The sequence below is a fragment of the Sphingomonas sp. genome (assembly GCF_036731925.1).
In the GTDB taxonomy this organism is placed as follows: domain Bacteria; phylum Pseudomonadota; class Alphaproteobacteria; order Sphingomonadales; family Sphingomonadaceae; genus Sphingomonas.
The window spans coordinates 1,021,478-1,047,135 of record NZ_DAINDJ010000002.1 but is presented as its reverse complement, the minus strand read 5'-3'; the positions used below and the strand labels follow the sequence as shown (position 1 = coordinate 1,047,135).

Annotated in this window: 18 protein-coding genes and 1 tRNA gene; 13 read left to right on the top strand and 6 right to left on the bottom strand. The window is 65.8% G+C overall.

Going from position 1 to position 25,658, the window contains the following annotated elements; translation table 11 throughout:
• Positions 1-3 precede the first annotated feature (3 nt).
• Positions 4-420, top strand: a complete 417-nt coding sequence (locus V7E00_RS14425; protein WP_333573321.1) for a hypothetical protein — start codon at positions 4-6, stop codon at positions 418-420.
• Between the two features lie 63 nt (positions 421-483).
• Positions 484-560 (top strand) — tRNA-Arg (locus V7E00_RS14420).
• 101 nt (positions 561-661) lie between these two features.
• On the opposite strand, the gene purD is transcribed toward V7E00_RS14420, so the two are convergent.
• Positions 662-1,927 carry a phosphoribosylamine--glycine ligase gene (gene purD / locus V7E00_RS14415; RefSeq protein ID WP_333573320.1) on the bottom strand — a complete coding sequence of 422 codons (1,266 nt, stop codon included), beginning with the start codon at positions 1,925-1,927 and terminating at the stop codon, positions 662-664.
• Here purD and xseA point away from each other — a divergent pair.
• The 4 genes from xseA (at position 1,926) to V7E00_RS14395 (ending at position 7,843) form a co-directional block, all read left to right on the top strand.
• Positions 1,926-3,434: an exodeoxyribonuclease VII large subunit gene (gene xseA / locus V7E00_RS14410; protein WP_333573319.1), complete on the top strand. Its 1,509-nt coding sequence runs from the start codon at positions 1,926-1,928 to the stop codon at positions 3,432-3,434. The two genes, purD and xseA, sit on opposite strands and share 2 nt — an antisense overlap.
• Positions 3,435-3,474: 40 nt before the next feature.
• The gene (locus V7E00_RS14405; RefSeq protein ID WP_333573318.1) at positions 3,475-3,675 is read left to right on the top strand and encodes a DUF2093 domain-containing protein; all 201 of its coding nucleotides are present in this window, start codon (positions 3,475-3,477) and stop codon (positions 3,673-3,675) included.
• Positions 3,672-4,514 carry a M23 family metallopeptidase gene (locus V7E00_RS14400; RefSeq protein ID WP_333573317.1) on the top strand — a complete coding sequence of 281 codons (843 nt, stop codon included), beginning with the start codon at positions 3,672-3,674 and terminating at the stop codon, positions 4,512-4,514. The genes V7E00_RS14405 and V7E00_RS14400 overlap by 4 nt, the downstream gene beginning before the upstream one ends.
• A gap of 398 nt (positions 4,515-4,912) precedes the next feature.
• Positions 4,913-7,843, top strand: coding sequence for a TonB-dependent receptor domain-containing protein (locus V7E00_RS14395; RefSeq protein ID WP_333573316.1), 2,931 nt, complete (start codon positions 4,913-4,915; stop codon positions 7,841-7,843).
• Positions 7,844-7,917: 74 nt separating this feature from the next.
• On the opposite strand, the gene V7E00_RS14390 is transcribed toward V7E00_RS14395, so the two are convergent.
• Positions 7,918-8,157 carry a hypothetical protein gene (locus V7E00_RS14390; RefSeq protein ID WP_333573315.1) on the bottom strand — a complete coding sequence of 80 codons (240 nt, stop codon included), beginning with the start codon at positions 8,155-8,157 and terminating at the stop codon, positions 7,918-7,920.
• 612 nt (positions 8,158-8,769) lie between these two features.
• Here V7E00_RS14390 and V7E00_RS14385 point away from each other — a divergent pair.
• Both V7E00_RS14385 and V7E00_RS14380 read left to right on the top strand, forming a co-directional pair.
• A complete protein-coding gene (locus V7E00_RS14385) occupies positions 8,770-11,949 on the top strand; it encodes a TonB-dependent receptor domain-containing protein (RefSeq protein WP_333573314.1) in 3,180 nt (1,059 codons plus the stop codon).
• Between the two features lie 67 nt (positions 11,950-12,016).
• Positions 12,017-12,994, top strand: a complete 978-nt coding sequence (locus V7E00_RS14380; protein WP_333573313.1) for a 2OG-Fe(II) oxygenase — start codon at positions 12,017-12,019, stop codon at positions 12,992-12,994.
• Positions 12,995-13,037: 43 nt separating this feature from the next.
• Here V7E00_RS14380 and clpB read toward each other — a convergent pair whose 3' ends face one another.
• Positions 13,038-15,617, bottom strand: a complete 2,580-nt coding sequence (gene clpB, locus V7E00_RS14375; RefSeq protein WP_333573312.1) for an ATP-dependent chaperone ClpB — start codon at positions 15,615-15,617, stop codon at positions 13,038-13,040.
• A 266-nt stretch (positions 15,618-15,883) separates the two neighbouring features.
• Here clpB and V7E00_RS14370 point away from each other — a divergent pair, with 266 nt between their 5' ends.
• A complete protein-coding gene (locus tag V7E00_RS14370; RefSeq protein ID WP_333573311.1) occupies positions 15,884-18,235 on the top strand; it encodes a TonB-dependent receptor domain-containing protein in 2,352 nt (783 codons plus the stop codon).
• Between the two features lie 57 nt (positions 18,236-18,292).
• Here V7E00_RS14370 and V7E00_RS14365 read toward each other — a convergent pair whose 3' ends face one another.
• From V7E00_RS14365 to V7E00_RS14355, 3 genes are read right to left on the bottom strand one after another with little or no spacing between them, the layout of a single operon-like run.
• The gene (locus V7E00_RS14365) at positions 18,293-18,520 is read right to left on the bottom strand and encodes a hypothetical protein (RefSeq protein WP_333573310.1); all 228 of its coding nucleotides are present in this window, start codon (positions 18,518-18,520) and stop codon (positions 18,293-18,295) included.
• Positions 18,520-19,470, bottom strand: a complete 951-nt coding sequence (locus V7E00_RS14360) for an aldo/keto reductase (RefSeq protein ID WP_333573309.1) — start codon at positions 19,468-19,470, stop codon at positions 18,520-18,522. Before V7E00_RS14360 ends, V7E00_RS14365 begins: the two co-directional genes overlap by 1 nt.
• Positions 19,471-19,508: 38 nt before the next feature.
• Positions 19,509-19,742: a hypothetical protein gene (locus tag V7E00_RS14355; protein ID WP_333573308.1), complete on the bottom strand. Its 234-nt coding sequence runs from the start codon at positions 19,740-19,742 to the stop codon at positions 19,509-19,511.
• Positions 19,743-19,858: 116 nt separating this feature from the next.
• Here V7E00_RS14355 and V7E00_RS14350 point away from each other — a divergent pair, with 116 nt between their 5' ends.
• From V7E00_RS14350 to metH, 4 genes are all read left to right on the top strand, one after another.
• Positions 19,859-20,809 carry an ArsR/SmtB family transcription factor gene (locus V7E00_RS14350; RefSeq protein WP_333573307.1) on the top strand — a complete coding sequence of 317 codons (951 nt, stop codon included), beginning with the start codon at positions 19,859-19,861 and terminating at the stop codon, positions 20,807-20,809.
• Positions 20,810-20,823: 14 nt separating this feature from the next.
• Positions 20,824-21,723 carry a methylenetetrahydrofolate reductase gene (metF, locus tag V7E00_RS14345; protein ID WP_121073296.1) on the top strand — a complete coding sequence of 300 codons (900 nt, stop codon included), beginning with the start codon at positions 20,824-20,826 and terminating at the stop codon, positions 21,721-21,723.
• 134 nt (positions 21,724-21,857) lie between these two features.
• Positions 21,858-22,904: a homocysteine S-methyltransferase family protein gene (locus V7E00_RS14340; protein ID WP_333573306.1), complete on the top strand. Its 1,047-nt coding sequence runs from the start codon at positions 21,858-21,860 to the stop codon at positions 22,902-22,904.
• Between the two features lie 142 nt (positions 22,905-23,046).
• Positions 23,047-25,647: a methionine synthase gene (gene metH / locus V7E00_RS14335; protein ID WP_333573305.1), complete on the top strand. Its 2,601-nt coding sequence runs from the start codon at positions 23,047-23,049 to the stop codon at positions 25,645-25,647.
• The last annotated feature ends 11 nt before the right edge of the window (positions 25,648-25,658 follow it).

The window sequence follows — 25,658 nt, the reverse complement described above, 5'->3', positions numbered from 1 at the left end:
GCGATGATCGAGCGGTTCCTTCCCGGGCTCGACGCCCTTCTGGCGGAGCCGCTCGACACGCATTCGGTGTCGGTCGCCTTTCCCGGCGACATGGATCCGCACGAGCGCGAGGGCCGCTACGGCGTGTTCCTCGATGCCGAGTTGCGCATCGCCGGGCTCGGCACCTGCGGCGGCGGCACGATGATCGAGACGCTGGACGATGCCGGCCAGTGGCGGCCCGCCTGCGCGATCCTGGATGTCGACCTTGTCGACCTCGATCGGGGCCGGGCCTTTTGCCGCGACGAGCTGGTCGCGCTGGGCTGCCCGGAAGGCACGCTCATCCAGTATGATGACCGGGAAGACCGGTGGGACGGCGCAACCTGGCACTGCAACGAACCGCGCTCGTTCGACGAGGATATGCTGCCCTATCGCGATAATTGATGCAGGGATGCAAAAAGGGGTTGCGCTACCCCGGATCCTCGTTTAGGCGCCGCACCTCACCGCGCGCCCGTAGCTCAGCTGGATAGAGCATCAGACTACGAATCTGAGGGTCGGACGTTCGAATCGTTCCGGGCGCGCCAATTTCTTCCGACATCGCTGGATGACCAGTCGCGCCGACAAGTGGCTGCGATGGTTTTTGCCGTCGGGAGACGGCTGCGGATGCAGCCGCCTCCCCGGTTCGTCAGCCGCGGCTGCGTGCGAGTTCGCGCCAGCCGATGTCGCGTCGGCAGAAGCCCGTGGGAAAGGCGATCGCGTCCACGCCCCGATAGGCGGCCGCCTGCGCCGTCGCGATGTCCGGTCCCATCGCTGTCACGTTGAGCACGCGGCCGCCGCTTGCCACCAGCGCATCGCCCTGGCGCCTGGTGCCCGCATGGAACACCTGCACGCCGCCGGCCTCGGCCGCGTCGATCCCTTCGATGCTGCCGCCGGTCTCCGGCGTACCGGGATAGCCGCGTGCCGCCATCACCACCGTTAGCGCGGTGTCCGCGCGGAAGCGGGGCGCCGGGCGCCCGGCCAGTTCGCCGCGCGCCGTCGCCAGCAGCAACTCGAGAAGGTCGTCCTCCAGCCGCAGCATCAGCACCTGGCATTCGGGATCGCCGAAGCGCGCATTATATTCGATCAGCTTGGGGCCATGCTTGGTGAGCATCAGCCCGGCATAGAGCACGCCCGAATAGGGGATGCCCTCGGCCGCGAGCGCGGCGATGGTCGGCTGGACAATGCGCTCGATCGCCTCGCGCTCCAGCGCGGGCGTGAGTACCGGCGCCGGGCTGTACGCCCCCATGCCGCCGGTGTTCGGGCCGACATCGCCTTCGCCGACGCGCTTGTGATCCTGCGCCGATCCGAACGGAACGGCGCTCGTCCCGTCGGTGATGACGAACAGGCTGGCTTCCTCGCCGTCGAGGAATTCCTCGATCACCGCGCTGGCGCCCGCATCGGCGAAGATCGCGGTGAGCGCGCCTACTGCCTCCTCGCGCGTCATCGCCACGGTCACGCCCTTGCCGGCGGCAAGGCCGTCCGCCTTGACGACCACGGGCAGGCCGAACGGCTCCAGCGCCGCCAGCGCTTCGTCCAGCCCGTGCACACGGACATAGCCGGCGGTGGGGATGCCCGCGCGCGCGCAGAGATCCTTGGTGAAGCCCTTCGAGCCTTCCAGCTGTGCAGGCAGGCGATTGGGCCCGAACACCGGAATTCCCGCATCGCGCAGCGCGTCGCCGACGCCCGCCACCAGCGGCGCTTCGGGGCCCACGACGACCAGCCCGATGGCATGCGACTGTGCAAAGGCGAGCACTGCCGCCGGATCGGTGGCTGCGAGGTCGACGAGCGTGGCATGCGCCGCTATGCCCGGATTGCCCGGTGCGGCGAAAAGCTGCGTCAGCAGCGGCGATTGCGCGAGCTTCCAGGCGAGCGCATGTTCGCGCCCCCCCGAACCCAGTAGCAGGACGTTCATGGCCGACCCCCTTTTCGAGACTTCATCGACGCGGCTCGTAGCCGAGGCGGTGCCCGGGGACAACGCGGCGCCGATGAGCGTCAGCGAACTCTCGGGCCGGCTGAAGCGAATGGTGGAAGGCGAGTTCGGCCATGTCCGCCTGCGCGGCGAGATTTCGGGTTGGAAGCGCGCCGCCTCCGGCCACGCCTATCTGGCGCTGAAGGACATGGACGCGGTGATCGACGGGGTGATCTGGCGCGGTGCCGCGTCCGCGCTGCCCTTCCAGCCGCAGGATGGTCTGGAGGTGATCGCCACGGGCAAGCTCACCATCTATCCGGGCCGCTCCAAATACCAGATCGTCATCGAGCGGATGGAGCTGGCCGGCGAAGGCGCGCTGATGGCGCTGCTGGAGAAGCTGAAGGCGAAGCTGGCGGGCGAGGGGCTGTTCGACGCGCGCGCCAAGAAGCCTTTGCCGTACATGCCCAGGGTGATCGGCGTAGTGACCTCGCCCACCGGCGCGGTGATCCGCGACATCCTCCATCGGCTGGAGGATCGCTTCCCCAGCCACGTTCTGGTCTGGCCGGTAAAGGTGCAGGGCGACGGATCGGCGCAGGAGGTGGCGCGAGCGGTCCGCGGCTTCGACGCGATCCGGCCCGGCGGCCCGGTACCGCGCCCGGACCTGCTGATCGTCGCCCGCGGCGGCGGCTCGATCGAGGATCTCTGGTCGTTCAACGAGGAAGTCGTCGTCCGTGCGGTCGCCGAATGCTCCATCCCGGTGATCTCCGCCGTCGGCCATGAGACGGACACCACCCTGTGCGACTTCGCGGCCGATCTCCGCGCACCCACGCCGACGGCCGCCGCGGAAATTGCGGTGCCGGTGCTGTCCGAGGTCCGCCACGGCATCGCCACACTGGCGCACCGCACCGAGCGCTGCGTGCGCCGGTATCACGAACGCGCAGGCGAGCGGCTTGCGGCGCTGGTGCGCGTGCTGCCGCGGCGCGATGCGCTGCTCGGTCCCCAGCGCCAGCGACTGGACGACGCTGGCGCGCGCCTCGGCCTTGCGCTGGAGCGACGCGTGGCAGTGGCGCGCGGGCACCTGGATCGTGCGGGGGCGGCGCTGCGCCCCGCCACGCTTGAGCAGCGGCTGGCCGCGGCGCGCCAGCGGCTGGGCGGAATCGCGCTCGATCGCGCGGCCGACCGCGAGCTGCTACTTCTGCGCCAGCGCTTCGCCCGCCCAGCCGAAGCGCTCAAGCTCGCATCGCTCGAACGCCGCTTCGCCACGGCCGCCGAGCGGCTTGCGGCGATGGGGCGCCATCTCGAACTGCTCGATCCCGAACTGCCGCTCAAGAAGGGCTATGCCTGGGTCGAGGGGCGCGGCACCGGCAAGGTGGTCGCCTCGGCCGAGGATGCCCGCGCCGCGCAGGCCGTGACGCTGCATTTCGCCGACGGTTCGGTGGATGCCCGGGTTGAGCGTGGCGCGGCCAAGGCCTATGTTCCGCCCAAGCCCGAACAGCCGACGCTGCTGTGAGGCGCATCCAACCCACTCGAACGCAGGAATGGCGCCGCCCATGCTGATGTCCAACACCGCTCGCGTCGCCAAGCTGCACTATATGGCCAATGGCTTTCGCGTCCTGTCGCCCGGCGACCATGTGCTGTGCGCGGTAACGGGTGAGCGCGTGCCCCTCGACTCGCTGCGCTACTGGAGCGTGGCGCGGCAGGAAGCCTATGCCACGCCCGAGGCGGCGACCAAGGCATTGCTCGACGCATGATCGACCGCCGGCGGTTCGCCGCGGCGATGCTGGCGACGACGCTTGCGGCGCGGACGGCGCGGGCGGGGGGTGATGCCTTCGCGCTCGACGGCAGCTTCGAGCAGGGCGGCATCGCGCGCGGGCAGGTGCCCCCCGGCACCACCGAACTGCAGTTCAACGGCCAGCCGATCCCCTTCGCGCCCGATCGCCGCTTCCTTGTTGCGTTCGATCGCGATGCGGCGCCCCTTGCGGTGCTGGAGGCGAGGGCTGGCGCCGGGCGCACGGTGCGCGAGGAGCTGCAGATCGCGCCGCGCGGCTGGAACATCTCCAGGCTGGACCAGCTGCCGAAATATCCGGTGCCCAGCGCGGAATTCGAGGCGCGGCGTCCGGCCGAACTTGCCCGCATCAAGGCCGCCCGGGCGCTGCAGACTGCAGCGGAGGGGTGGCGCCAGCGCTTCGCTTGGCCAGCCACCGGCCGCATCTCCACGCTATTTGGTTCGCAGCGAATCTATGCCGGCGAGCCCGGCGCCTATCATTCTGGCATCGACATCGCGCTGCCTACAGGCGCCCCCGTACGTGCCCCGACCGATGGCGTCGTGATTCTCGCCGCGGACGCGCCGTTCACACTGGAAGGCAATCTGCTGATGTTCGATCACGGCATGGGCCTGTCGAGCGCGTTCCTGCACCTCTCGCGGATCGACGTGGCGGAGGGGGCGGTGGTTCGTCAGGGCCAGCTGCTCGGTGCAGTTGGGGCGACCGGTCGCGCGACGGGACCGCATCTGCACTGGGGTCTGATGTGGCGAGGTGCGCGGGTCGACCCGCTGCTGGTGGCAGGGGCGATCCCGTTCCGATCGCCATAAGGGCCGATATCTCCGATAGCTTGCATGATTCGCGCCGCCAAATTGCAGCGCGGCGCTTCCGGCTCTTCGCAGTTACAATCAGTTCTGCCCGGTTCCTCAGCAACAGTGCGCATTGCTCCGAAATTTTATTACCTAGCCAAGCGATTGCCGGACATTTCTGATTAAAGCTGTTGCGTTTTAGAGACATGTACGGAAAACCGTAGACGTCGTTGCGTTCGCAACTTTACACTTTGCTAGCTTCCTTGCTTCCTTGCCTCCCATCTCGATCCGGCCCGCTTACGGTCGGGTGCTGGGGAGGCATTCCTTGCCCATGAATAAGGGGTAGGGCAGAATGAGGGAATCCAATGAAAAGAGCGTATAGTAAGTTGCGTGGTGGGATTGCGTTGTCCGCAGTTGCCGTGGCAAGTGCGTTGGCAGCGACACCGGCTGCGGCGCAGGACGCGCCCGCGCCTCGCAGCGACACGACGGTCGCACCGGCCGATCCGGCACCGGCCCAGGCTGCGGATACCGGCAGCGAAGTTGTCGTCACGGGAACGCTTATCCGCAATCCCAATCTCACGTCCTCCAGCCCCGTTAACGTTGTTGGGCAGCAGGAGCTGTCCCTACGGCAGAGCAACGTCGCCGAGGAGGTGCTGCGGTCGCTGCCGGGCGTCGTGCCTAGCATCGGTTCGTCGGTAAACAACGGCAATGGCGGTTCCTCCTTCGTCGATCTTCGGGGCCTGGGCCCGCAGCGCAATCTGGTGCTGCTGAACGGTTCGCGCCTGGTGCCGGCGGACTTCAACGGCCAGGTCAATCTGAACATCATTCCCCTGGCGCTGGTCGAGCGGATCGATGTCCTCACTGGTGGCGCCACCACCACCTATGGTGCGGACGCCGTTTCGGGCGTGGTGAACTTCATCACGCGCAAGGATTTCAAGGGCCTCGAAGTCAATGCTTCCGAGCAGCTCACCGAGCGCGGCGACGGCAACGTCTTCCGCGTCGATCTGACTGCCGGTGCCAATCTTGCTGATGGGCGTGGCAATGTTACCCTCAGCCTCGGTTATCAAAAGGCCAATCCGGTTTACCAAGGCGATCGCGCCATTTCGGTTGCGCAGATCGATTCGGTGAGCGGTGAGGAGGCAGGATCCGGTACGACTGTTCCGATCCGCCTGAACCTGGGCGACGGCAACGGCACCAAGCAGTTCAACCCGGCCTCGGGTACGCTGGATCCGACCTTCGCGCTCTTCAACTTCAATCCGTACAACGTCTTCCAGACGCCGTTCGAGCGTTACAGCCTGTACAGCACCGGCCGTTACGAAGTGAAGGACGGGATCGAGGCCTATGCGGAAGGGCTGTTCTCGAAGACCAAGGTGTCGACGATCATTGCGCCGTCGGGGACCTTCGGTCTTACCTATCAGATCCCTTACAACAACCCGTATCTGCCCGCGGCCGTTCGCAACGCCGCTTGCGCCGCCAACGGTCTGAATGCGGCTGCCTGCGCCGCGGCAGCTTCGTCGACGGCGGCGCCGGTGATTGGCCAAAACACATTTGGTGCCACGCTGTCCCGCCGTTTCGTCGAAGGCGGCTCGCGCATTTCGGAGTACACGACGCAGCTGTTCCAGCTGCGTGCCGGCCTTCGCGGCGACATCACCAGCACGATCAACTTCGACCTGTCGGGCAGCTATGGCGAGAGCGAGAACACCTCGCGCAGCACGGGGCAGGGCCTGTTCTCGCGCGTGCAGTCGGCATTGCTTGCGAACAACACCCAAAGCTGTGCCAACGGCGCATCGGACTGCGTGCCAATCAATCTGTTCGGCGCGGCCGGGTCGATCACGCCGCAGATGTTTGCCTATCTGAACATCCCGACCAGCTCGGCCACCAAGACGTCGCTCACCACCGTTCGGGGCGTCGTCTCGGGTGACCTCGGGGTCGCGGTGCCCGGTGCGAACGATGCAATCGGCTTCGCCATCGGTGGCGAATATCGGCGCTACGTGGCCGAGAGCAGCTCCGATCTTTCGAGCCAGACGCCGGACGAAGTGCTCGGCGCGGGCGCTGCCAACCCGGATTCACGTGGTACCTACAACGTCAAGGAAGCCTTTGCGGAGCTCATTGCGCCGTTGGTTCAGGACAAGCCGCTCTTCCATAACCTGACTCTTGAACTCGGCGCGCGCTATTCGGATTACTCGATCGCGGGTACCAACTGGACCTGGAAGGCGGGCGGTAACTGGGAGCCGACTAGCTGGCTGAAGATCCGCGGCAATTATCAGAAGGCCGCGCGTGCACCGAACATTAGCGAGCTGTTCAGCCCGCAGGTGACCGGCCTCGACAACTTCGCCACCGACCCCTGCCAAGGCGTGGCGCCGGTGAACAATGCACAGCTTCGCGCGATCTGTATCGCGCAAGGTGCCCCCGCTTCCTCGATCGGCAGCATCGAAGCGGAACCGTCGGCGCAGCCGAACAATCGCACCGGCGGTAATCTCCGCCTGGGTGTCGAAAAGGCGACTACGTGGACGGCTGGCGTGGTGCTGAACCCCACCTTCGTGCCGGGTCTGACCATCACGGCGGATTACTACAATATCCGCGTGCGCGATGCGATCAGTCAGCCCTCGTTCGGTGATGCGCTGAACGCCTGCTTCCTCACGGCCAACAATCCTGGCCTGAACCCGAGCAACCCTGCCTGCACCGCGATCCGTCGCAATCCCGCCACGGGCTCGCTGTTCGGCACGGCTTCTGCTTTCGTCCCGCTGCCTTATTCCAACTCCGGCCGCATCTGGACGGATGGCGTCGACTTGACGGTCAATTATCGCCGCGACCTGAACTTCGCCAAGCTCGACCTGAACTTCTCGGGTAACTGGACCCACTCGTCGAAGTTCCAGGCGACGCCGGTTTCGGTTATTCGCGAATGCGTCGGCTATTATTCCAACAGCTGCGGCAGCCCGGGTGCTGGTATCAACTTCCGTGGTTCAATCCAGCCGGAGTTCAGCTTCAACCAGCGCACGACGCTCAGCTTCTCGCGGATCGATCTGTCGCTGCTGTGGCGCTACATCGGCAAGATGGACTATGAGCCGCTTGCCGTTCAGGAGTTGTTGAACGACAACAACGACGATACCGATCCGCCCGCGCAGCAGTTCCGCCACATCAAGGCGGCGCATTATTTCGATCTTGCGACCCGCTTTGCGGCAACCGACAATTTCGACTTCACGTTCACGGTGACGAACCTGTTCGATCGTAAGCCGCCCCTCGTCGGCAACACGATCGGGTCGACCTCGTTCAACAGTGGCAACACCTATCCGTCGACGTACGACGCGCTGGGCCGTCGCTATGCGGTGGGCGTCAAGCTGAAGTTCTGATCAGTCGCTTTAGCGACAAGAGACTTCGGGGGGGGGCAGCGGTGCCCACCCCCTTTTTGTTGGAAGCTGGTGGCTTATCCGTTGGGCCGCTGTGAATTGATCGGCGTGCGATCGCGCATGCGATTCAGTTCGGTGTCGTCGCGGCGCTCGATTAGGCGCCATTCTCCCTGGGTGTGGCAGATGCGCTTTTTGCGGATCAAGGAGCCTGTTTCCTCCACGCGGACACAGCGAACTTTTGGCGCGGCAGCCGGCGCGGCGGCAGAGGGAGATGCGGTTTGCGCGATAGCGAGAAGGAGCGCGACCGAGCCAATCATTTGATGCCTCCATGATAATCGAGCGAAAAACGTCTCATAATCCATGCCCGGCATCAATGGTGTCCCCCTCCGCCGGGCGAGGGACGACTGCCACAAAGCGCCCGTGGGGCAGCCTGTACCGAACTGTTGCTCAGCCTAATGGGCTGAGCTGGCGGTGCAGTCACCCTAGGGTCGCGGCGCGCGCTCCAACCGACCGAAGCGCTCCGATCATGGTGCGGGACATCAATACCGGTCGCTGCTCGCAGGTGAGGATTGCCTTGTATGGAGCCGTCGCTCTCGTCGGCCGGGCAGTCCGCTCCGCATGCCCCAAAAGAACCCAGTGCGGTTCGGCGGTTGTGCAAGCTATTGCGTGCTGTGTTTTTGAGCACGCTGCGACACTCTGCAATATAATGTTACGAGAACGACATTGATGTGGTTACATAATTTCCACACTGTTGCAAATTAGAGACGTTGTCGCGGGTGCGTCGCTAGATGATGAATGGAGGCTTTACAGCCGGTAACATTCCTTGCTTCCTTCATGCCATCTCTGCCGGCTGTGCATGGGGCGCTGCCGGCGGAAGGGGAGACAATTCCGGCGAGGGGAACGCAGCCGGGATAAAATGAGGGACATCCATGAAGAAGATGCAAAAGGGTCTGCGGACCGGAACGGCGCTGTCGGCGCTGGTCCTGGCGAGCGCAGGCGCGTTCGCCGGCTTGCCGGCATACGCGCAGGACACCGCAAGCAGCGGTGCGCAGCAGGAAGAGCCTGCAGCGCAGGACATCGTCGTCACCGGCTCGCGCATTGCGCGACCCAATCTTGAAGGCGCCACCCCGGTCACCGTTGTCACTGCGGAGCAGCTGCAGCAGACCGCGCGCATTTCGATCGGCGACGTCATCAACGATCTGCCGCAGGTCCGCAGCACCTACAGCCAGCAGAACTCGTCGCGCTTCCTCGGCACCGGCGGCCTCAACCTGGTAGACCTCTACGGTCTCGGCACCCAGCGTACGCTCGTGCTGGTCAACGGTCGCCGCCATGTCGGTGCCGACATTCTGAGCAACGCGGTTTCCCCGGACCTCAACACCTTCCCGACCGACCTGATCGAGGACGTTCAGATCCTCACCGGCGGCAGCTCGGCTGTCTACGGTTCGGACGCGATCGCGGGCGTGGTGAACTTCAAGCTGAAGCAGGACTTTGAAGGCCTGCAGATGCGTGGCCAGGGCTCGATCACCGACAAAAAGGATGCCGGCAGCTATTCGGCCAGCCTGCTCGCCGGCAAGAATTTCGCGGGCGGTCGCGGCAACATCGCCGTCGACCTCGAATATGCGCACCAGAACGACCTGTTCGCGTCCGATCGCAGCTATTATGCACGCAATGACACGCTGCTGACCGTCGACAACGATCCGGCGGGCCTCCCCAACGGCTCCGACGGCGTTCCGGACAACGTCTTCTTCCGCGACGTGCGCAGCGCCAGCATCTACAGCGGCGGCCTGGTCTCCTTCTCGCCGTCGACCACCCTCGGCACCGCGCCGTGCGGACGCGACAGCCAGACCAGCGCGGCCTTCCCGAACGGCCGCCCGTTCACCTGTAACTACATCTTCGCGTCGAACGGCGACCTGATCCAGCAGACCGGATCGCGCGTCGGCGTCCAGAACGCGACTACGGCTTCCACCTCGGCCTCGGGCGTCACTGGCGTTGCGCCCGGCGGTTCGTTCATCGGCGGTAACGGCAACACCCGCCGCGAAGACAAGCTGGTGCAGCTCCTTCCCCGGCTTGACCGCTACGCCGTCAACGTAATCGGTCACTTCGACATTTCGAGCGCGTTCGTGCCGTTCGTCGAAGCCAAATATGTGCGGACCGAATCGTTCAGCGCCGGTGGCTCCGGCCCTGCGTTCTTCACCGGCAGCACGATCGACGCGCTGTACGAGCGTCCGCGCCTCGACAACCCGTATCTTTCGTCGCAGGCGCGTACGACGATCACCAATGCGCTGATCGCAAGCGGCGTGCCGGCCGCGAACATCGGGAACAGCACCCGCTTCATCATGCGCAAGAACCTGACCGACCTTGGCATGCGTTCGGAAGAGGCGCGTCGCGAGACCTTCCGCATCGTCGGCGGCGTTCGCGGCGATTTGGGCTCGAACTTCCGCTACGAAGTCGCGGGCAACTATGGCCAGTTCACCGAGAACACCAAGGTGCTCGGCAACGTGAACACCCAGCGCCTCGCCTTGGCGCTGGATTCCGCACGCAACGGCAGCGGCCAGATCGTCTGCGCCTCGCAGATCGATCCTGACCGCGCGGAGGACTTCGTCGGCAACGATGCCATCCTCCAGAAGGACATTGCCGCCTGTAAGCCGCTGAACCCGTTCGGCACCGGCAACATCTCGCAGGATGCGAAGAACTACGTTCTGCAGAACACGGTTTCGCGCGGCAAGATCACGCAGCTGGACTTCACCGGCTTCGTCTCGGGCGATACCGGCACCTTCTTCAACCTGCCGGGTGGCCCGGTCGGCGTGGCGCTCGGCGGCGAATATCGCCGGGAGACGGCGTTTTTCAAGGCCGATCCGCTCGTCGAGGCGGGCTACACCTTCTACAACGCGCTGGCCGAATTCAATCCGCCGTCGTTCGAGGTGAAGGAAGCGTTCGGCGAGCTCAGCCTGCCGCTGCTCAAGGACATCTTCCTCGTCAAGCAGCTTACGGCGAACGCAGCTGCCCGCGTTTCCGACTACAAGGGTGGCGCCGGTACGGTCTGGGCCTATAATTTCGACGGCACGTACAGCCCGGTGAAGGGCATCATGTTCCGTGCGGCCTATTCGCGTTCGGTGCGCGCGCCGAACCTGACCGAGCTGTACGCGGCACCCGGCCAGAACTTCGCGCCGGGCTTCAGCGACCCTTGCTCGCAGGCGAACCTGGCCAACGGCACGCAATATCGTCCGGCCAATTGCGCCGCCGCTGTGGGGAGCGGGTTCAACTACAACTATGCCCAGTCGCTGGAGACGTCAGCGTCGGGCAACCCGAACCTGCAGGCGGAAAAGTCGGACTCCTACACCTATGGTGTCGTGGTTCAGCCGGCGATGATCCCGGGTCTGTCGGTGACGGTCGACTACTACAACATCGCGGTCAACAACGTGATAACGTCGCCGACGCCGCAGCAGGTCGCCAACGCCTGCTACGACTCGCCGACGACGAACAACCAGTTCTGCAACATCTTCAAGCGTGATGATGCCGCTGGCTCGGTTACCGGTACGCCGTTCCGCATCCTTGAGGGCAGCCTGCTCGAGCGGCCGCTGAACTACGCGCAGCTGAAGGTGCGCGGCATCAACGCCGAGGTCTCGTACCTGTACAAGTTCTCGCCGGAGAACAGCCTGAATGGCCGTATCGTGTACACCCACCAGCTGACAAACGAGGCGTTCCTCGATCCGACACAGCCCGGCTTCGCGGATAATTATCGTGCGGAAGTCGGCGATCCGCGCGATGCCTTCAACATCAACATCGACGGCAAGTTCGGGAAGTTCTTCTTCGGTTACCAGTTGCGGTACCTGAGCAAGATGGCGGCAACGTCGATCGAGGCGCTTGAATCCTTCCAGGGCCGTCCGGCGACCAATCTCGATTTTGCCGACATCCCCTGGTACCGCGCGGTTACCTATCACGATCTGCGCCTCGGCGTGTCGATCCGCCCGAAGCAGCAGTTCTTCCTGGGCGTCGACAACCTCACCGATGAGCGTCCGCCGCTCGGCTCCACCGGCATCGGTGGCGGTTCGGGTATCTACGACAACATCGGTCGTCGTATGTATGCGGGCTTCAACGTGAAGTTCTAAGCTTGCGGCAATGCTGCTAATGCGAGGGGAGCGGGCTTGCCCGCTCCCTTTTTTTTGAAGGAGTTCGATGGCACTCGGTTATTCCAACGCCGTCGTCGATCGTCTGCTGCAAGCGGGGGACGTGCCCGGTGCCGTCGCTTTGGTGGAGCGCCACAGCGCTTCGGGAAATCGCGACGCCTGCTTCCAGCTGGCAATGTGGCTGCTGGTGGGCTCGCCGATCACGCGCGATCTGCCGCGCGCGATGCTCGCCCTGAACGCTGCGGCAAAGGCCGGCCATGGCGACGCCGCGCTGATGGAAGTTGCGCTCGTCGCGAACGGCGCAGGCGGCAGCCCCGACTGGCCCCGTGCGCTCGGCTTGCTGCGGAGCGCGGCCGAACAGGGAAATGCAATCGCCCGCGACCACCTCGCGCTGGTGGAGGCCATGGCGCTCGACGCTGCTGGCGATCCGACACATCTGCCGCACGTGGAGGTCTTGAACGATTCTCCCCGCATCTTCCGGCTGCCGAAGCTGCTGACGCCAGCCGAGTGCGAGCATCTCGCACTGTCAGCCGCTGACCTGCTCCGGCCGGCGCTCGTGTTCGATCCGGCTACCAATCGCATGGTGCACCATCCGGTGCGGACGTCCGACAACGCCGTGATCGGTCCGACGCGGGAAAGTCTGGTCGTCCAGGCCATTCTCCGCCGGGTGGCGGCCGCCACTGGCACCGATGTCGGCCAAGGGGAGCAGTTGTCTCTACTACGCTATTCGCCGGGACAGCAGTATCGGCCGCATCTCGATGCGATCACCGGATCGGCCAACCAGCGGATCAAGACGGTGCTGCTGTACCTGAACGAAGGCTTTGTCGGTGGCGAAACCCGGTTCGAGCAGCTCGGCATCGACGTCGTCGCGCGGGGCGGCGACGCGCTGGTCTTCGACAATGTGCTGGAGGACGGACGGCCCGATCCACGGTCGCGCCACGCCGGCCTGCCGGTGCGTGCCGGCGCAAAATGGGTTGCGACGCGATGGATTCGCGCGGCGCCCTATTCGCCTTGGAGTCCGAACTAAACCGCAGAAAAGGGGACCGCCGCCCGGCGGTCCCTTCCCTTGTTTACCCCACGCGCAGAGTCAGCGCCCCATCCCCTTCATCGACATGCACGGTCGACCCGTCCTTCACCGCACCGCGCAGGATGAGGTCCGCCAGCGGATCCTGCAGGTACTTCTGCACGGCTCGTTTCAGCGGCCGCGCGCCGTACACCGGATCATAGCCGACCCGGCCCAGCCACTCCCGCGCCGCGGGCGAAAGGTCGATGCCCACCTTGCGGTCCTTCAGCAGCTTCGCCACGCGGCCGACCTGGATGTCGACGATCGGCGCCATGTGATCCGCGCCCAGCCGGTGGAACAGGATGATCTCGTCCAGCCGGTTGAGGAACTCGGGCCGGAAATGCGCCCGCACCACGTCCATCACCTGCGGCTCGACTTCTTCCACCCCATGCCCATCGGCCAGGTTGGTGAGATATTGGCTGCCCAGGTTCGAGGTCAGGATCACGATCGTGTTCGAGAAGTCCACGGTGCGGCCCTGGCCGTCGGTCAGGCGGCCGTCGTCCAGCACCTGGAGGAGGATGTTGAACACATCGTTGTGCGCCTTCTCCACCTCGTCGAACAGCACCACCTGATACGGCCGCCGCCGCACCGCTTCGGTGAGCACGCCGCCTTCCTCATAGCCGACATAGCCCGGAGGGGCGCCGATCAGCCGCGCGACCGCGTGCTTCTCCATGAACTCGCTCATGTCGATGCGCACCATCGCGTTGGGGTCGTCGAACAGGAATTCGGCGAGCGCCTTGGTCAGCTCGGTCTTGCCGACGCCGGTCGGCCCGAGGAACAGGAAGCTGCCCAAGGGACGGTTCGGATCCTGCAAACCGGCACGGCTGCGGCGCACGGCGGTGGAGACCGCCTTCACCGCATCCGCCTGGCCGATCACCCGTTTGCCGAGCTGCTCCTCCATGTGGAGCAGCTTCTCGCGCTCGCCTTCCAGCATCCGTTCCATCGGAATGCCGGTCCAGCGCGCAACCACCCCCGCGATGTCGTCGGCGGTCACTTCCTCGCGCAGCATCGCGCCCTTGGTGACGTTCTGCGCCTCGTCGAGCTGGCGGGTAAGCTGCGGGATCACGCCGTAGGACAGCTCCCCGGCACGCGCGAGGTCGCCCGCGCGCTGTGCCTGGTCGAGTTCGATCCGCGCCTGGTCGAGCTGCGCCTTGATCGTCGCCTCGGCGTTGATCTTGTCCTTCTCCGCCTGCCAGCGCGTGGTCAGCTCGGCCGATTGCTGCTCGAGATTGGCGAGGTCCTCCTCCAGCGTGGCGAGCCGGTCGCGCGAAGCTTCGTCGGTCTCGCGCTTCAGCGCCTCGCGCTCGATCTTGAGCTGGATGATCCGCCGGTCAAGCGTCTCGATCTCCTCGGGCTTGGATTCCACTTCCATGCGGATGCGGCTGGCGGCCTCGTCCATCAGGTCGATCGCCTTGTCGGGCAGGAAGCGGTCGGCGATGTAGCGATTGGAGAGGGTCGCCGCCGCGACGATCGCCGCGTCGGTGATCCGCACGCCATGGTGCAGCTCGTACTTCTCCTTGAGGCCGCGCAGGATCGAGATCGTGTCCTCGACCGTCGGCTCGCCGACGAACACCGGCTGGAAGCGCCGCTGGAGCGCGGGGTCCTTCTCGACATGCTTCTGATACTCGTCGAGCGTGGTCGCGCCGATGCAGTGCAACTCGCCGCGGGCGAGCGCGGGCTTGAGCAGGTTGCCGGCGTCCATCGCGCCCTCGGCCTTGCCGGCGCCGATCAGCGTGTGCATCTCGTCGATGAACAGCACGATCTGGCCCTCGGCGCCCTTCACCTCGTCGAGCACGCCTTTCAGCCGCTCCTCGAACTCGCCGCGATATTTGGCACCTGCGATCAGGCTGCCCATGTCGAGCGCCATCAGCGTGCGGTCCTTCAGCGTATCGGGCACGTCGCCATTGGCGATGCGAAGCGCGAGGCCCTCGGCGATCGCGGTCTTGCCGACGCCGGGCTCGCCGATCAGCACGGGATTGTTCTTGGTGCGGCGGGCGAGGATCTGGATGGTGCGGCGGATTTCCTCGTCGCGGCCGATCACCGGATCGAGCTTGCCGGCACGCGCCGCCTCGGTGAGGTCGCGGGCGAACTTCTTGAGCGCGTCATAGCGATCTTCCGCCGACGCGGTGTCGGCGGTGCGGCCGCCGCGCATGCTGTTGATAGCGGTATTGAGCGCCTCGGGCTTGGCGTTCGCCGCCTGCAGCGCCTTGCCGGCAGCGGTATTGAGGCTCAGCGCCAGCGCGACCAGCAGCCGCTCGACGGTGACGTAGGAGTCGCCGGACTTCTGCGCGATCGTCTCCGCCTGGTCGAGCACGCGGACCAGGTCATTGTCGAGGCCGGGGGTATGCTGCGCGCCCGAGCCGCTGACGGCCGGGATCTTGGACAGCGCCAGGTCGGTCTCGCTGAGCGCGCGCTTGGCGTCGCCGCCCGCCGCCTGGATCAGGCCGCTGGCCATGCCCTGCTCGTCCTCGAGCAGCGCCTTCAGAAGATGTTCGGGGCTGATCCGCTGGTGGTTCATGCGGATCGCCACGGTCTGCGCCGATTGCAGGAAGCCCTTGGCGCGGTCGGTGAATTTTTCGAGGTTCATGCCTGATCCCTGTTCGAAGTTGACCAGCAGATAGTGTTGCAATTCGGCAACACAAGAGGAGCTACGTGTGTCGTGGCTAACGTATTGCGACCGCGCCCGCCAACGGGAAATCCGGGCATTTCCGAAGGGTAAATCGAAGCATCACCGAAGCGTCACGATAGAGTCTTGGTAATGAAGCGTTAACTATCGAATGTTGCAACGCAGCGCGCGTAGCGGCGGCCCAGCACGGGCGAGGGGCCTGTGCTTTCCCAAGGGGATCCACGCGCATGCGCATCCGTATGCTTGCCGCCGGCCTTCTCGCCGGCACGTCGTTTCTCACTGCCGGCGCGGCGTTCGCGCAGACTTCGACCACCGCCAATCTGGTCGACGACAGCCAGCCGCAAAGCGGCGCCGACGAAATCGTCGTGATCGGCAAGGGTGAGACCCGCCAGGTCCAGACGCTGACCCAGGCCGACATTGCCCTGCTCGCGCCGGGTACCAGCCCGCTCAAGGCGATCGAGAAGCTGCCCGGCGTCAACTTCCAGGGCGCGGATCCGTTCGGCGCCTATGAATGGGCGGGCCGGATCTCGATCCGCAGCTTCAACCAGAACCAGCTGGGCTTCACGCTCGACGGCATCCCGCTGGGCGACGCGAGCTACGGCAACGTCAACGGCCTGCACATCAGCCGCGCGATCATCAGCGAGAACATCGCCGAGACTCGCGTCGCGCAGGGCTCGGGCTCGATCGACACGCAGGCGACCAACAATCTGGGCGGCACGCTCGAGTTCCTGTCGAGCGACCCCAAGGAGAAGCTCGGCATCGACGTCAATGCCACGGGCGGCAGCGACAATTTCTGGCGCGTGTTCGGCCGGCTCGATTTCGGCGAACTCACCCCGGGCGGCACCCGCGCCTATCTCTCCTACCTCCACTCGGATACCGACAAGTGGAAGGGCTGGGGGGCGCAGCGCGTCAATCAGGTCAACGGCAAGATCGTCACGCCGCTGAGCCCGGAGCTCCGCGTAGTGGGCACGTTCGGCTTCTCTGACCGGCGCGAGAACGACTATCAGGACATGTCGCTCGGCATGATCAAGCGCCTGGGCTACAGCTGGGACAACATCTCCAACGACTATGCCAAGACGATCCGGCTGGCCGATATCGCCAACAATATCGACAATGTGAACAATGCCACCGGCAAGCCCGGCCCGGACGGCCTGTCCGACATCACCGGCAACGCACCGAGCAATGCCGCGGCAGGCACCACCTTCCCCGCGCCGATTACGTCCCTGGATGATGCCTATTACAACGCCGCTGGCCTGCGCCGTGACTATCTCGCCTCGGCAGGCATCGAGACGACCGGCGGTTCGGCGGTCCATGGTGCGCTGAAGGGCTATTTCCACAACAACCATGGCCAGGGGCTGTGGTTCACGCCCTATGTGAACTCGCCCAACGGCACGCCGATGTCGCTGCGCACCACCGAATATGACATCCGTCGCGGCGGCGTGTTCGGCAATGTGGGCACCAAGATCGGCATGAACGACATCACCGTCGGCGGCTGGTACGAGCGCAACAATTTCCGCCAGGCGCGGCGCTTCTATGCGCTCTCCAGCCGTACCGATGCGGGCCGCGACAGTCTGTCGTTCCAGAGCAGTCCGTTCGCGACGCAGTGGTATTGGCGCTACCAGACGGACACGGTGCAATATTATGTGCAGGACAAGATCGAGCTCGGCGCGCTGACTGCGAACCTGGGCTGGAAGGGCTTCGCCGTCACCAACCGCGCGACGCCGATCGTTGCGGGCAGCCTCGCCGGCGGCAAGATCAAGGTGACCGACTGGTTCCAGCCGCATGTGGGCGTGAACTACCGCGTCACCGGCGATGCGGAGCTGTTCGCCGGCTTTACCCAGGTGACGCGTGCCTTCGTGTCGGCTGGCACCAGCGGCCCGTTCGCCACCACGCAGGAGGGCTTCAACGCGCTCAACAGCGGGTCCACCAAGTTGAAGCCGGAAGCTTCGGACACCTTCGAAGCCGGCGCGCGCTACCGTTCGGGCATCTTCACCGGATCGCTGGCCGGCTATTATGTCAACTTCCGCAACCGCCTGCTGGCAGTGACGACCAGCGCCGGCATTGTCGGCAATCCGGCGATCCTGCAGAATGTCGGCGATGCCCGCTCGATCGGCTTCGAAGCGACCGGCGATCTGCGGCTGCCGATGGGCTTCGGGCTGTTCGGCTCGTACAGCTACAATGACTCGACCTATCGCGATAACGTAAAGACGGCCACCGCGACGATCCTCACCAAGGGCAAGACCGTCGTCGACTCGCCCAAGCACATGCTGAAGGGCGAAGTGACCTGGTCGGGGCAGGGGTTCAATGCGCGCGTCGGCGCGAACTACATGAGCAAGCGCTATTTCACCTACACCAACGACCAGTTCGTGGACGGCCGCGTGGTGGTGGATGCGACGCTCGGCTACAAGTTCGACCTGGGTGGGCGGAAGCTGGAGCTGCAGGGCAACGTCACCAACCTGTTTGACAAGAAGTATGTGTCGACGATCGGCACCAACGGCTTTGGGAACAGCGGCGACAATGCGACGCTGATGGTCGGCGCGCCGCAGCAGTTTTTCCTGACGCTGAAGGTCGGTCTGTAAGGGCCGCCTGACGACGGAAGCGGGGGCGGGGCACCTGCGTGCTCCGCCCTTCTCCGTTTAGCCGATCACCACCGGATAGGTGATCCGCAGCTCGTCGAGCAGCTTCTCCACCGCGGCCACGTCGCCGGCGGCGCCGCTGGGCGCGAGCGACCAGTTGCAGTGCGGATGCGTCTCCGGGTCGTATACGCGTACCGGCCCCAGCACGGTTTTCCAGCGACGCACGGTGCCGCCATGGCGGCGCACGAGCTGCGCCACGATACGATCGATCAGGTCTGCTGCGGTCATCAGGCCCCGGCGGCGGTCAGGCGATCAAGCTGGTCGCGGGTGAGGTCCACGTCCCATGCGCCGATCAGTTCGTCCAGCTGCTCGATGCTGGTCGCGCTGGCGATCGGCGCGGTCACGCCGTCCTGCGCGGCCAGCCAGGCAAGCGCGATCTGGGCGAGGCTTGCCCCGGTCTCGGCCGCCACGTCGTCCATCACCGCCAGCACCGCGCCGCCCTTGCCGGCGAGCAGCTTGGCCATGCCGCCGCCGCGCACGCTCTTCGAGAGGTCCGCCTCGCTGCGATACTTGCCGGTGAGGAAGCCCGCGGCGAGGCCATAATAGGGGATCACGCCGAGATTCTGGGTGATGCACAGATCCTGCAGCTCGCCCTCGAACTTGCGGCGGCTGACGAGGTTGTATTCGGGCTGGAGTACGCGGAAGTGCGGCAGCCCTTCCTTTGCGGCAAGGTCGAGCGCGGACTTCAGCCGCATCGCGTGGAAATTCGACGCACCCAGCGCGCGGATCTTGCCCGCGTCGATCAGCGTGCCGAACGCCTCGAGATAGTCCTCCTGGGCCACGTCCTCATCGTCCTGGTGGGCGAAATAGAGGTCGATCGTCTCGATGCCCAGCCGCTGGAGCGAGGCTTCGGCCGCCGCGGCAATACGGGCGGGGGCCAGCTTCGCGCCGCCCTCGCCGGGCAGCATGCCTACCTTGGTGGAGATCAGCACCTGGTCGCGCTTGCCGGACGTACGCAGCCATTCGCCGATCACGCTCTCGGATTCGCCGCCCTGGTGGCCGGGCACCCAGGCCGAATAGACGTCGGCGGTGTCGATCATCACGCCGCCGCGCTCGGCGAAGCGATCGAGGATGCGGAAGCTGGCGGCCTTGTCGGCCGTCCAGCCGAACACATTGCCGCCCAGCACGAGCGGCGCGATCTCAAGGCCCGAGGCGCCGAGGTGGCGAAGGTGCGGCATGGGCGTACTCCGATAGGGAAGGGAGGGCGAGGAACGCGTCAGTCGGTGATCTCGTTGCCGGCAGGACCGCTGTCGTTGCCATAGGCGCTTTCGGCGTTGGCAAATGCGGCATCTTCGGCGGCGTTCACGTCGGCTACCGCTTCGCCCATCGTGTTGCTGTCGCCGGCCATCGCCTCGTTCGCCTCGGCGGCCTCGTTCTTCGCCTTGTTGCCGCAAGCCGAGAGGCCGGTGAGCGCCAGCGCGGCGACGGGGAGGAGGAGAAGCTTGCGCATGGGAATGGGTTCCTTCACGGGGTTTGCGGCCGGGCTAGCCAGACGCGCAAACGCACGCAACCGCGCAGCGATGCGTTGACCTGATATAAAGATATCTTTATATCTCTATCCCGCCCATGACAGAACCCCTCGCCATCTTCCGCGCGCTCGCGGATTCGACGCGGCTGCGCATCGTCGCATTGCTGCGCGCGATGGAGCTGAGCGTCGGAGAGCTCGCGCAGGTGCTGGGGCAGAGCCAGCCGCGCGTTTCCCGTCATGTGAAGATCCTCTGCGACGCGGGCGTTGCCGAGCGGCGCAAGGAAGGCAGCTGGGTATTCGTCGCGCTCGGCCGGCGTGCGGTGACCGCACCCGTGCTGGCGGCCCTCGATGCCTGGGAACTGGCGGGCGACCCTTGGGTGATCGCGGACCAGGCCCGGCTGGCGGCCGTGCGCGCCGACCGCGCGTCGGCGGCGGAGGCGTGGTTCGAGAGCAATGCCGGCCAATGGGACGCGATCCGCTCGCTCCATGTCGCCGAAAGCGAAGTCGAAGCGGCCATGGGTGCGGCGCTGGGCGAAGGCTCGCTCGGCACGCTGGTCGATATCGGCACGGGGACGGGGCGAATGCTCGAGCTGTTCGGGCCGCGTTCGGCCCAGGCGCTCGGCATCGACCGCTCGTCGGAGATGCTGCGGCTGGCGCGCGCCAAGCTGGCCGATCTCGGCCATGCCGAACTGCGCCAGGCCGATCTCTATGCGCTGCCGCTGGCGGACGGCGCTGCGGATACTGCTATATTGCATCATGTGCTCCACTTCGCGCAGCAACCGGCGGCGGCGATCGGTGAGGCGGCGCGGGTGCTCGGCCCCGGCGGCCGGCTGCTGATCGTCGATTTCGCGCCGCACGAGCGCGAGGAGCTGCGCACCCGCGATGCGCATGCGCGACTGGGTTTCTCGGACGAGCAGATGCTCGGCTGGTTCGATCGCGCCGGGCTGGCCCCGGTGCAGGTGCAGACGCTCGAAGGCGGCGCACTGACGGTGAAATTATGGCTGGGTCGCAAGACCGGCGAGGTTGCAGAGAAGGTGAAGGCGGCATGAGCATCGTAGACCCCATGGCACCGCCCCTGTTCGCCGATGTGGCGGGCGACGTGGCAGTGAGCTTCGAATTCTTCCCGCCCAAGACCGAGAAGATGGAAGAGACGCTGTGGCAGTCAATCGAGACGCTGTCCCCCCTGGGGCCGCGCTTCGTCAGCGTCACCTATGGCGCCGGCGGCACCACCCGCGAGCGGACCCATGCCACGGTCTCGAAAATCGCGCGCGAGACGCCGCTGGCCGCCGCCGCCCACCTCACCTGCGTCGAGGCGACGCGCGAGGAGATCGACCAGATCGCCGAGGAATATTGGGCGGCGGGCGTGCGGCACATCGTGGCACTTCGCGGCGACCCGCCCCGTGCCGGCGAAAAATATCGCACGCATCCCGGCGGCTATGAGAATGCCGCGGACCTGGTCGCGGGCCTGCGCCGGCTCCACCCGTTCGAGATTTCGGTGAGCGCCTATCCCGAATGCCACCCGGACTCGCCGAGCCCCGAGGCGGATCTCGACAATCTCAAGCGCAAGATCGATGCGGGCGCCAACCGCGCGATCACCCAGTTCTTCTTCGAGGCCGAGACCTTCCTGCGCTTCCGCGACCGCGCGGCGGCGGCGGGGATCGATGCCGAGATCGTGCCGGGCATCATGCCGGTGATGAACTATGCCAGCGTGGTGAAGATGTCCGCGATGTGCGGCACCGACGTGCCGGCCTGGATGGAGAAGCTGTTCGAGGGGCTCGACGAGCATCCCTCGGCGCGCCAGCTGGTCACCGCGACGCTGACGGCGGAACTGTGCCGCAAGCTCTATGCCGGCGGCGTGCGGCAGTTCCACTTCTACACGCTCAACCGCGCCGAGCTGAGCTACGCGATCTGCCACCTGCTGGGCCTGCGCCCGCGGCAGCAGGCGGCGGTAGCGGCGGCGTAACCCAACCTAAGCCCCTCCTCCTGGGAGGAGGGGTTGGGGTGGAGGGATGCCAGAGCCTCTGTTGGTCTCGGTGAGACCCTGCCCCACCCCAAACCCCTCCCCTGAAGGGGAGGGGCTTACGTGAGGAATTTGACATGACTGCACGCGAGAAACTGCTGGCCGAAGCCGCCAAGCGCATCCTGATCACCGACGGCGCGTTCGGCACCGAGATCCAGAACTGGAAGCTCGACGAGGCCGCCTATGCCGGCACCCTCGGCCTGAGCCACGATCAGAAGGGCAACAACGACATCCTCGCGCTGACCAAGCCCGAGGTGCCCGGCTCGATCCACCGCGCCTATTTCGAGGCCGGTGCCGACATCGCCGAGACCAACACCTTCTCCGCCAACCGGATCAGCCAGGCCGATTACGGCGCCGAGCATCTGGTGCGCGAGATCAATATCGAGAGCGCGAAGCTCGCCCGCAGCATCGCCGACGAGTTCGAGGCGAAGGACGGCCGCCCGCGCTTCGTCGCCGGTGCGCTGGGCCCGACCAACAAGACGTTGTCGCTCTCGCCGGACGTCAACGATCCCGGCTATCGCGAGATCGACTTTGATTACCTGAAGGACGTGTACCGCGAGCAGATCGACGCGCTGGTCGAAGGCGGCATCGACTTCGTGCTGATCGAGACGGTGTTCGACACGCTCAACGCCAAGGCCGGCATCATGGCGGCGATCGAGGCAGGCGAGGCGCTGGGCCGCGATCTGCCGATCATGCTGTCGATGACGCTGACCGACCTGTCCGGCCGCAATCTCTCCGGCCACACCGTCGAGGCGTTCTGGCACGCGGTGCGCCATGCCAAGCCGGTGACGATCGGGCTCAACTGCTCGTTCGGCGCCGAGCAGCTGCGCCCGCATGTGAAGACGCTGTCGGCGCTCTGCGACACGCTGATCATGGTCTATCCGAATGCGGGCCTGCCCAACGAGCTCGGCGCCTATGACGAGCTGCCGGCGACCACCGCGGGCCTCGTCAAGGAATGGGCCGATGCGGGGCAGGTGAACATCCTCGGCGGCTGCTGCGGCTCGACCCCGGCGCATATCGGCGCGATCGCGAAGGCGGTGCAGGGGCTTACCCCGCGCAGCATCCCGACGCCGGACGTGCGGACGCGGCTCGCGGGCCTCGAACCGTTCACCATGGCGGCGTGACTTCATAAGCCCTCTCCCTTCCGGGGAGAGGGTTGGGAGAGGGGCAGGACGCTGCCGCTCTTCCGCCCGCGATCAACGACACACTGCCCCTCTCCCCGGCCCTCTCCCCGATGGGGAGAGGGAGAGAAAAAGAACCCAGATCATGACCACGCCTTCCTCCACCAACTTCGTCAATATCGGCGAGCGCACCAACGTCACCGGATCGGCCCGCTTCAAGAAGCTGGTGATGGCCGGCGATTACACCGCCGCCGTCGAAGTCGCGCGCCAGCAGGTCGAGAACGGCGCGCAGGTGATCGACGTCAACATGGACGAGGGCCTGCTCGACGCCGTCGAGGCGATGACCACCTTCCTCAAGCTGATCGCCGCCGAGCCGGACATCGCCCGCGTGCCGGTGATGATCGACAGCTCGAAATGGGAGGTGATCGAGGCGGGGCTCAAGTGCGTTTCGGGCAAGCCGATCGTCAATTCGATCAGCATGAAGGAAGGCGAGGCGGCGTTCCTAACCCATGCGCGCAAGTGCATGGCGTACGGTGCCGCCGTGGTGGTGATGGCGTTCGACGAGGTCGGCCAGGCGGACACGCAAGCGCGCAAGGTCGAGATCTGCGAACGCGCCTACAAGCTGCTCACCGGCATCGGCTTCCCGCCCGAAGATATCATCTTCGATCCCAACGTGTTCGCCGTGGCGACGGGCATCGAGGAGCACAACAACTACGGCGTCGACTTCATCGAGGCGTGCCGCGAGATCAAGAAGCGCTGCCCGCACGTCCATATCTCGGGCGGCCTGTCGAACCTGTCGTTCAGCTTCCGCGGCAACGAGCCGGTGCGCCGGGCGATGCACAGCGTGTTCCTCTACCACGCAATCCCCGCGGGCATGGACATGGCGATCGTCAATGCCGGCCAGCTCGACGTGTATGACGCGATCGATCCCGAGCTGCGCGTGGCGTGCGAGGACGTGGTGCTCAACCGCGATCCGGACGCCGGCGAGCGGCTGGTGGCGCTGGCCGAGAAGTATCGCGGCACCGATGCGGTGGCGGAGAAGCAGGCGGCGGAGTGGCGCAGCTGGCCGGTGACCAAGCGGCTCGAGCATGCGCTGGTCAAGGGCATCGACATGTATGTCGTCGAGGATACCGAGGAATGCCGCCTCGCCTTTGCGCGCCCGATCGAAGTGATCGAGGGCCCGCTGATGGACGGCATGAACGTCGTCGGCGACCTGTTCGGCTCGGGCAAGATGTTCCTGCCGCAGGTGGTGAAGTCCGCCCGCGTGATGAAGAAGGCCGTGGCGCATCTGCTGCCCTATATCGAGGCGCAGAAGGAGCCGGGGGCGAAGGGCAAGGGCAAGATCGTGCTCGCCACGGTGAAGGGCGATGTGCACGATATCGGCAAGAACATCGTCGGCGTGGTGCTTCAGTGCAACGGCTTCGAGGTAGTCGATCTGGGCGTGATGGTGCCCTGGTCGAACATTCTCCAGGCGGCGGTCGAGCATGATGCGGACATGATCGGCCTGTCCGGCCTGATCACCCCCAGCCTCGACGAGATGGTGACCGTTGCCGAGGAAATGCAGCGCGCGCAGATGACGATGCCGCTGCTGATCGGCGGGGCGACCACCAGCCGCGTTCACACCGCGCTGCGCATCGACCCGGCCTATACCGGCCCCGTGGTGCATGTGCTCGACGCCAGCCGCGCGGTCGGCGTGGCGACGGCGCTTGTCTCCGATACCCAGCGCGATCCCTACGTCGCCAAGGTGGCGGACGAATATGAGCATGTCCGCGTCACCCGCGCGGGCAAGGGCCAGAGCGAGCTGCTGCCGCTCGAGGACGCGCGCGCCAACGCCTTCGAGGCGGACATGTCGCTGAAGCCGGGCAAGCCGCGGCTGCCGGGCGTGCATACGTTCGACGACTGGGACCTGAAGGACCTGCGCGACTATATCGACTGGACGCCCTTCTTCCGCGCCTGGGAGCTGGCCGGCAACTATCCGGCGATCCTGCAGGACGAAGTGGTCGGCGAAAGCGCGACTTCGCTGTTCGCCGACGCGCAGAAGATGCTCGACAGGATCATCGACGAGCGCTGGCTCACCGCGCGCGGCGTGGCGGGGCTGTGGCCGTGCCGGCGCGAGGGCGACGACGTGATTGTGCATCTCGAAAACGAGAACCACGTCCGCCTGCCGTTCCTGCGCCAGCAGATCGCCAAGCGTGAGGGCCGGGCGAACATGTGTCTGGCCGACTTCATCGATCATGACGGCGACTGGATCGGCGGCTTCGCGGTCTCGATCCACGGCATCGAGCCGCACCTCGCCCGCTTCAAGGCGGCGATCGACGATTATTCGGACATCCTGCTGAAGGCGCTGGCCGACCGTCTGGCCGAGGCGTTCGCGGAGCGGCTCCACAAGTTCGTCCGCACCGCGCTGTGGGGCTATGCCGAGGGCGAGCAGCTCGACAATGACGCGCTGGTCCGCGAGCAGTATCGCGGCATCCGCCCGGCGCCGGGCTATCCGGCCTGCCCCGAGCATAGCCTCAAGCCGATCCTGTTCGACCTGCTCGATGCGCACAAGCGCACCGGCATCAGCCTCACCGAAAGCTTCGCGATGCTGCCGACGGCGGCGGTGTCCGGCTTCTATTTCGGCCACCCGCAGGCCGAATATTTCGGCGTCGCGCGTGTCGGGCCGGACCAGCTCAAGGACTATGCTGCCCGCCGCGGCATCAGCGAGGAGCTGGCGACCCGCTACCTGCGGCCGAACCTGGACTGAGCGATGCCGCC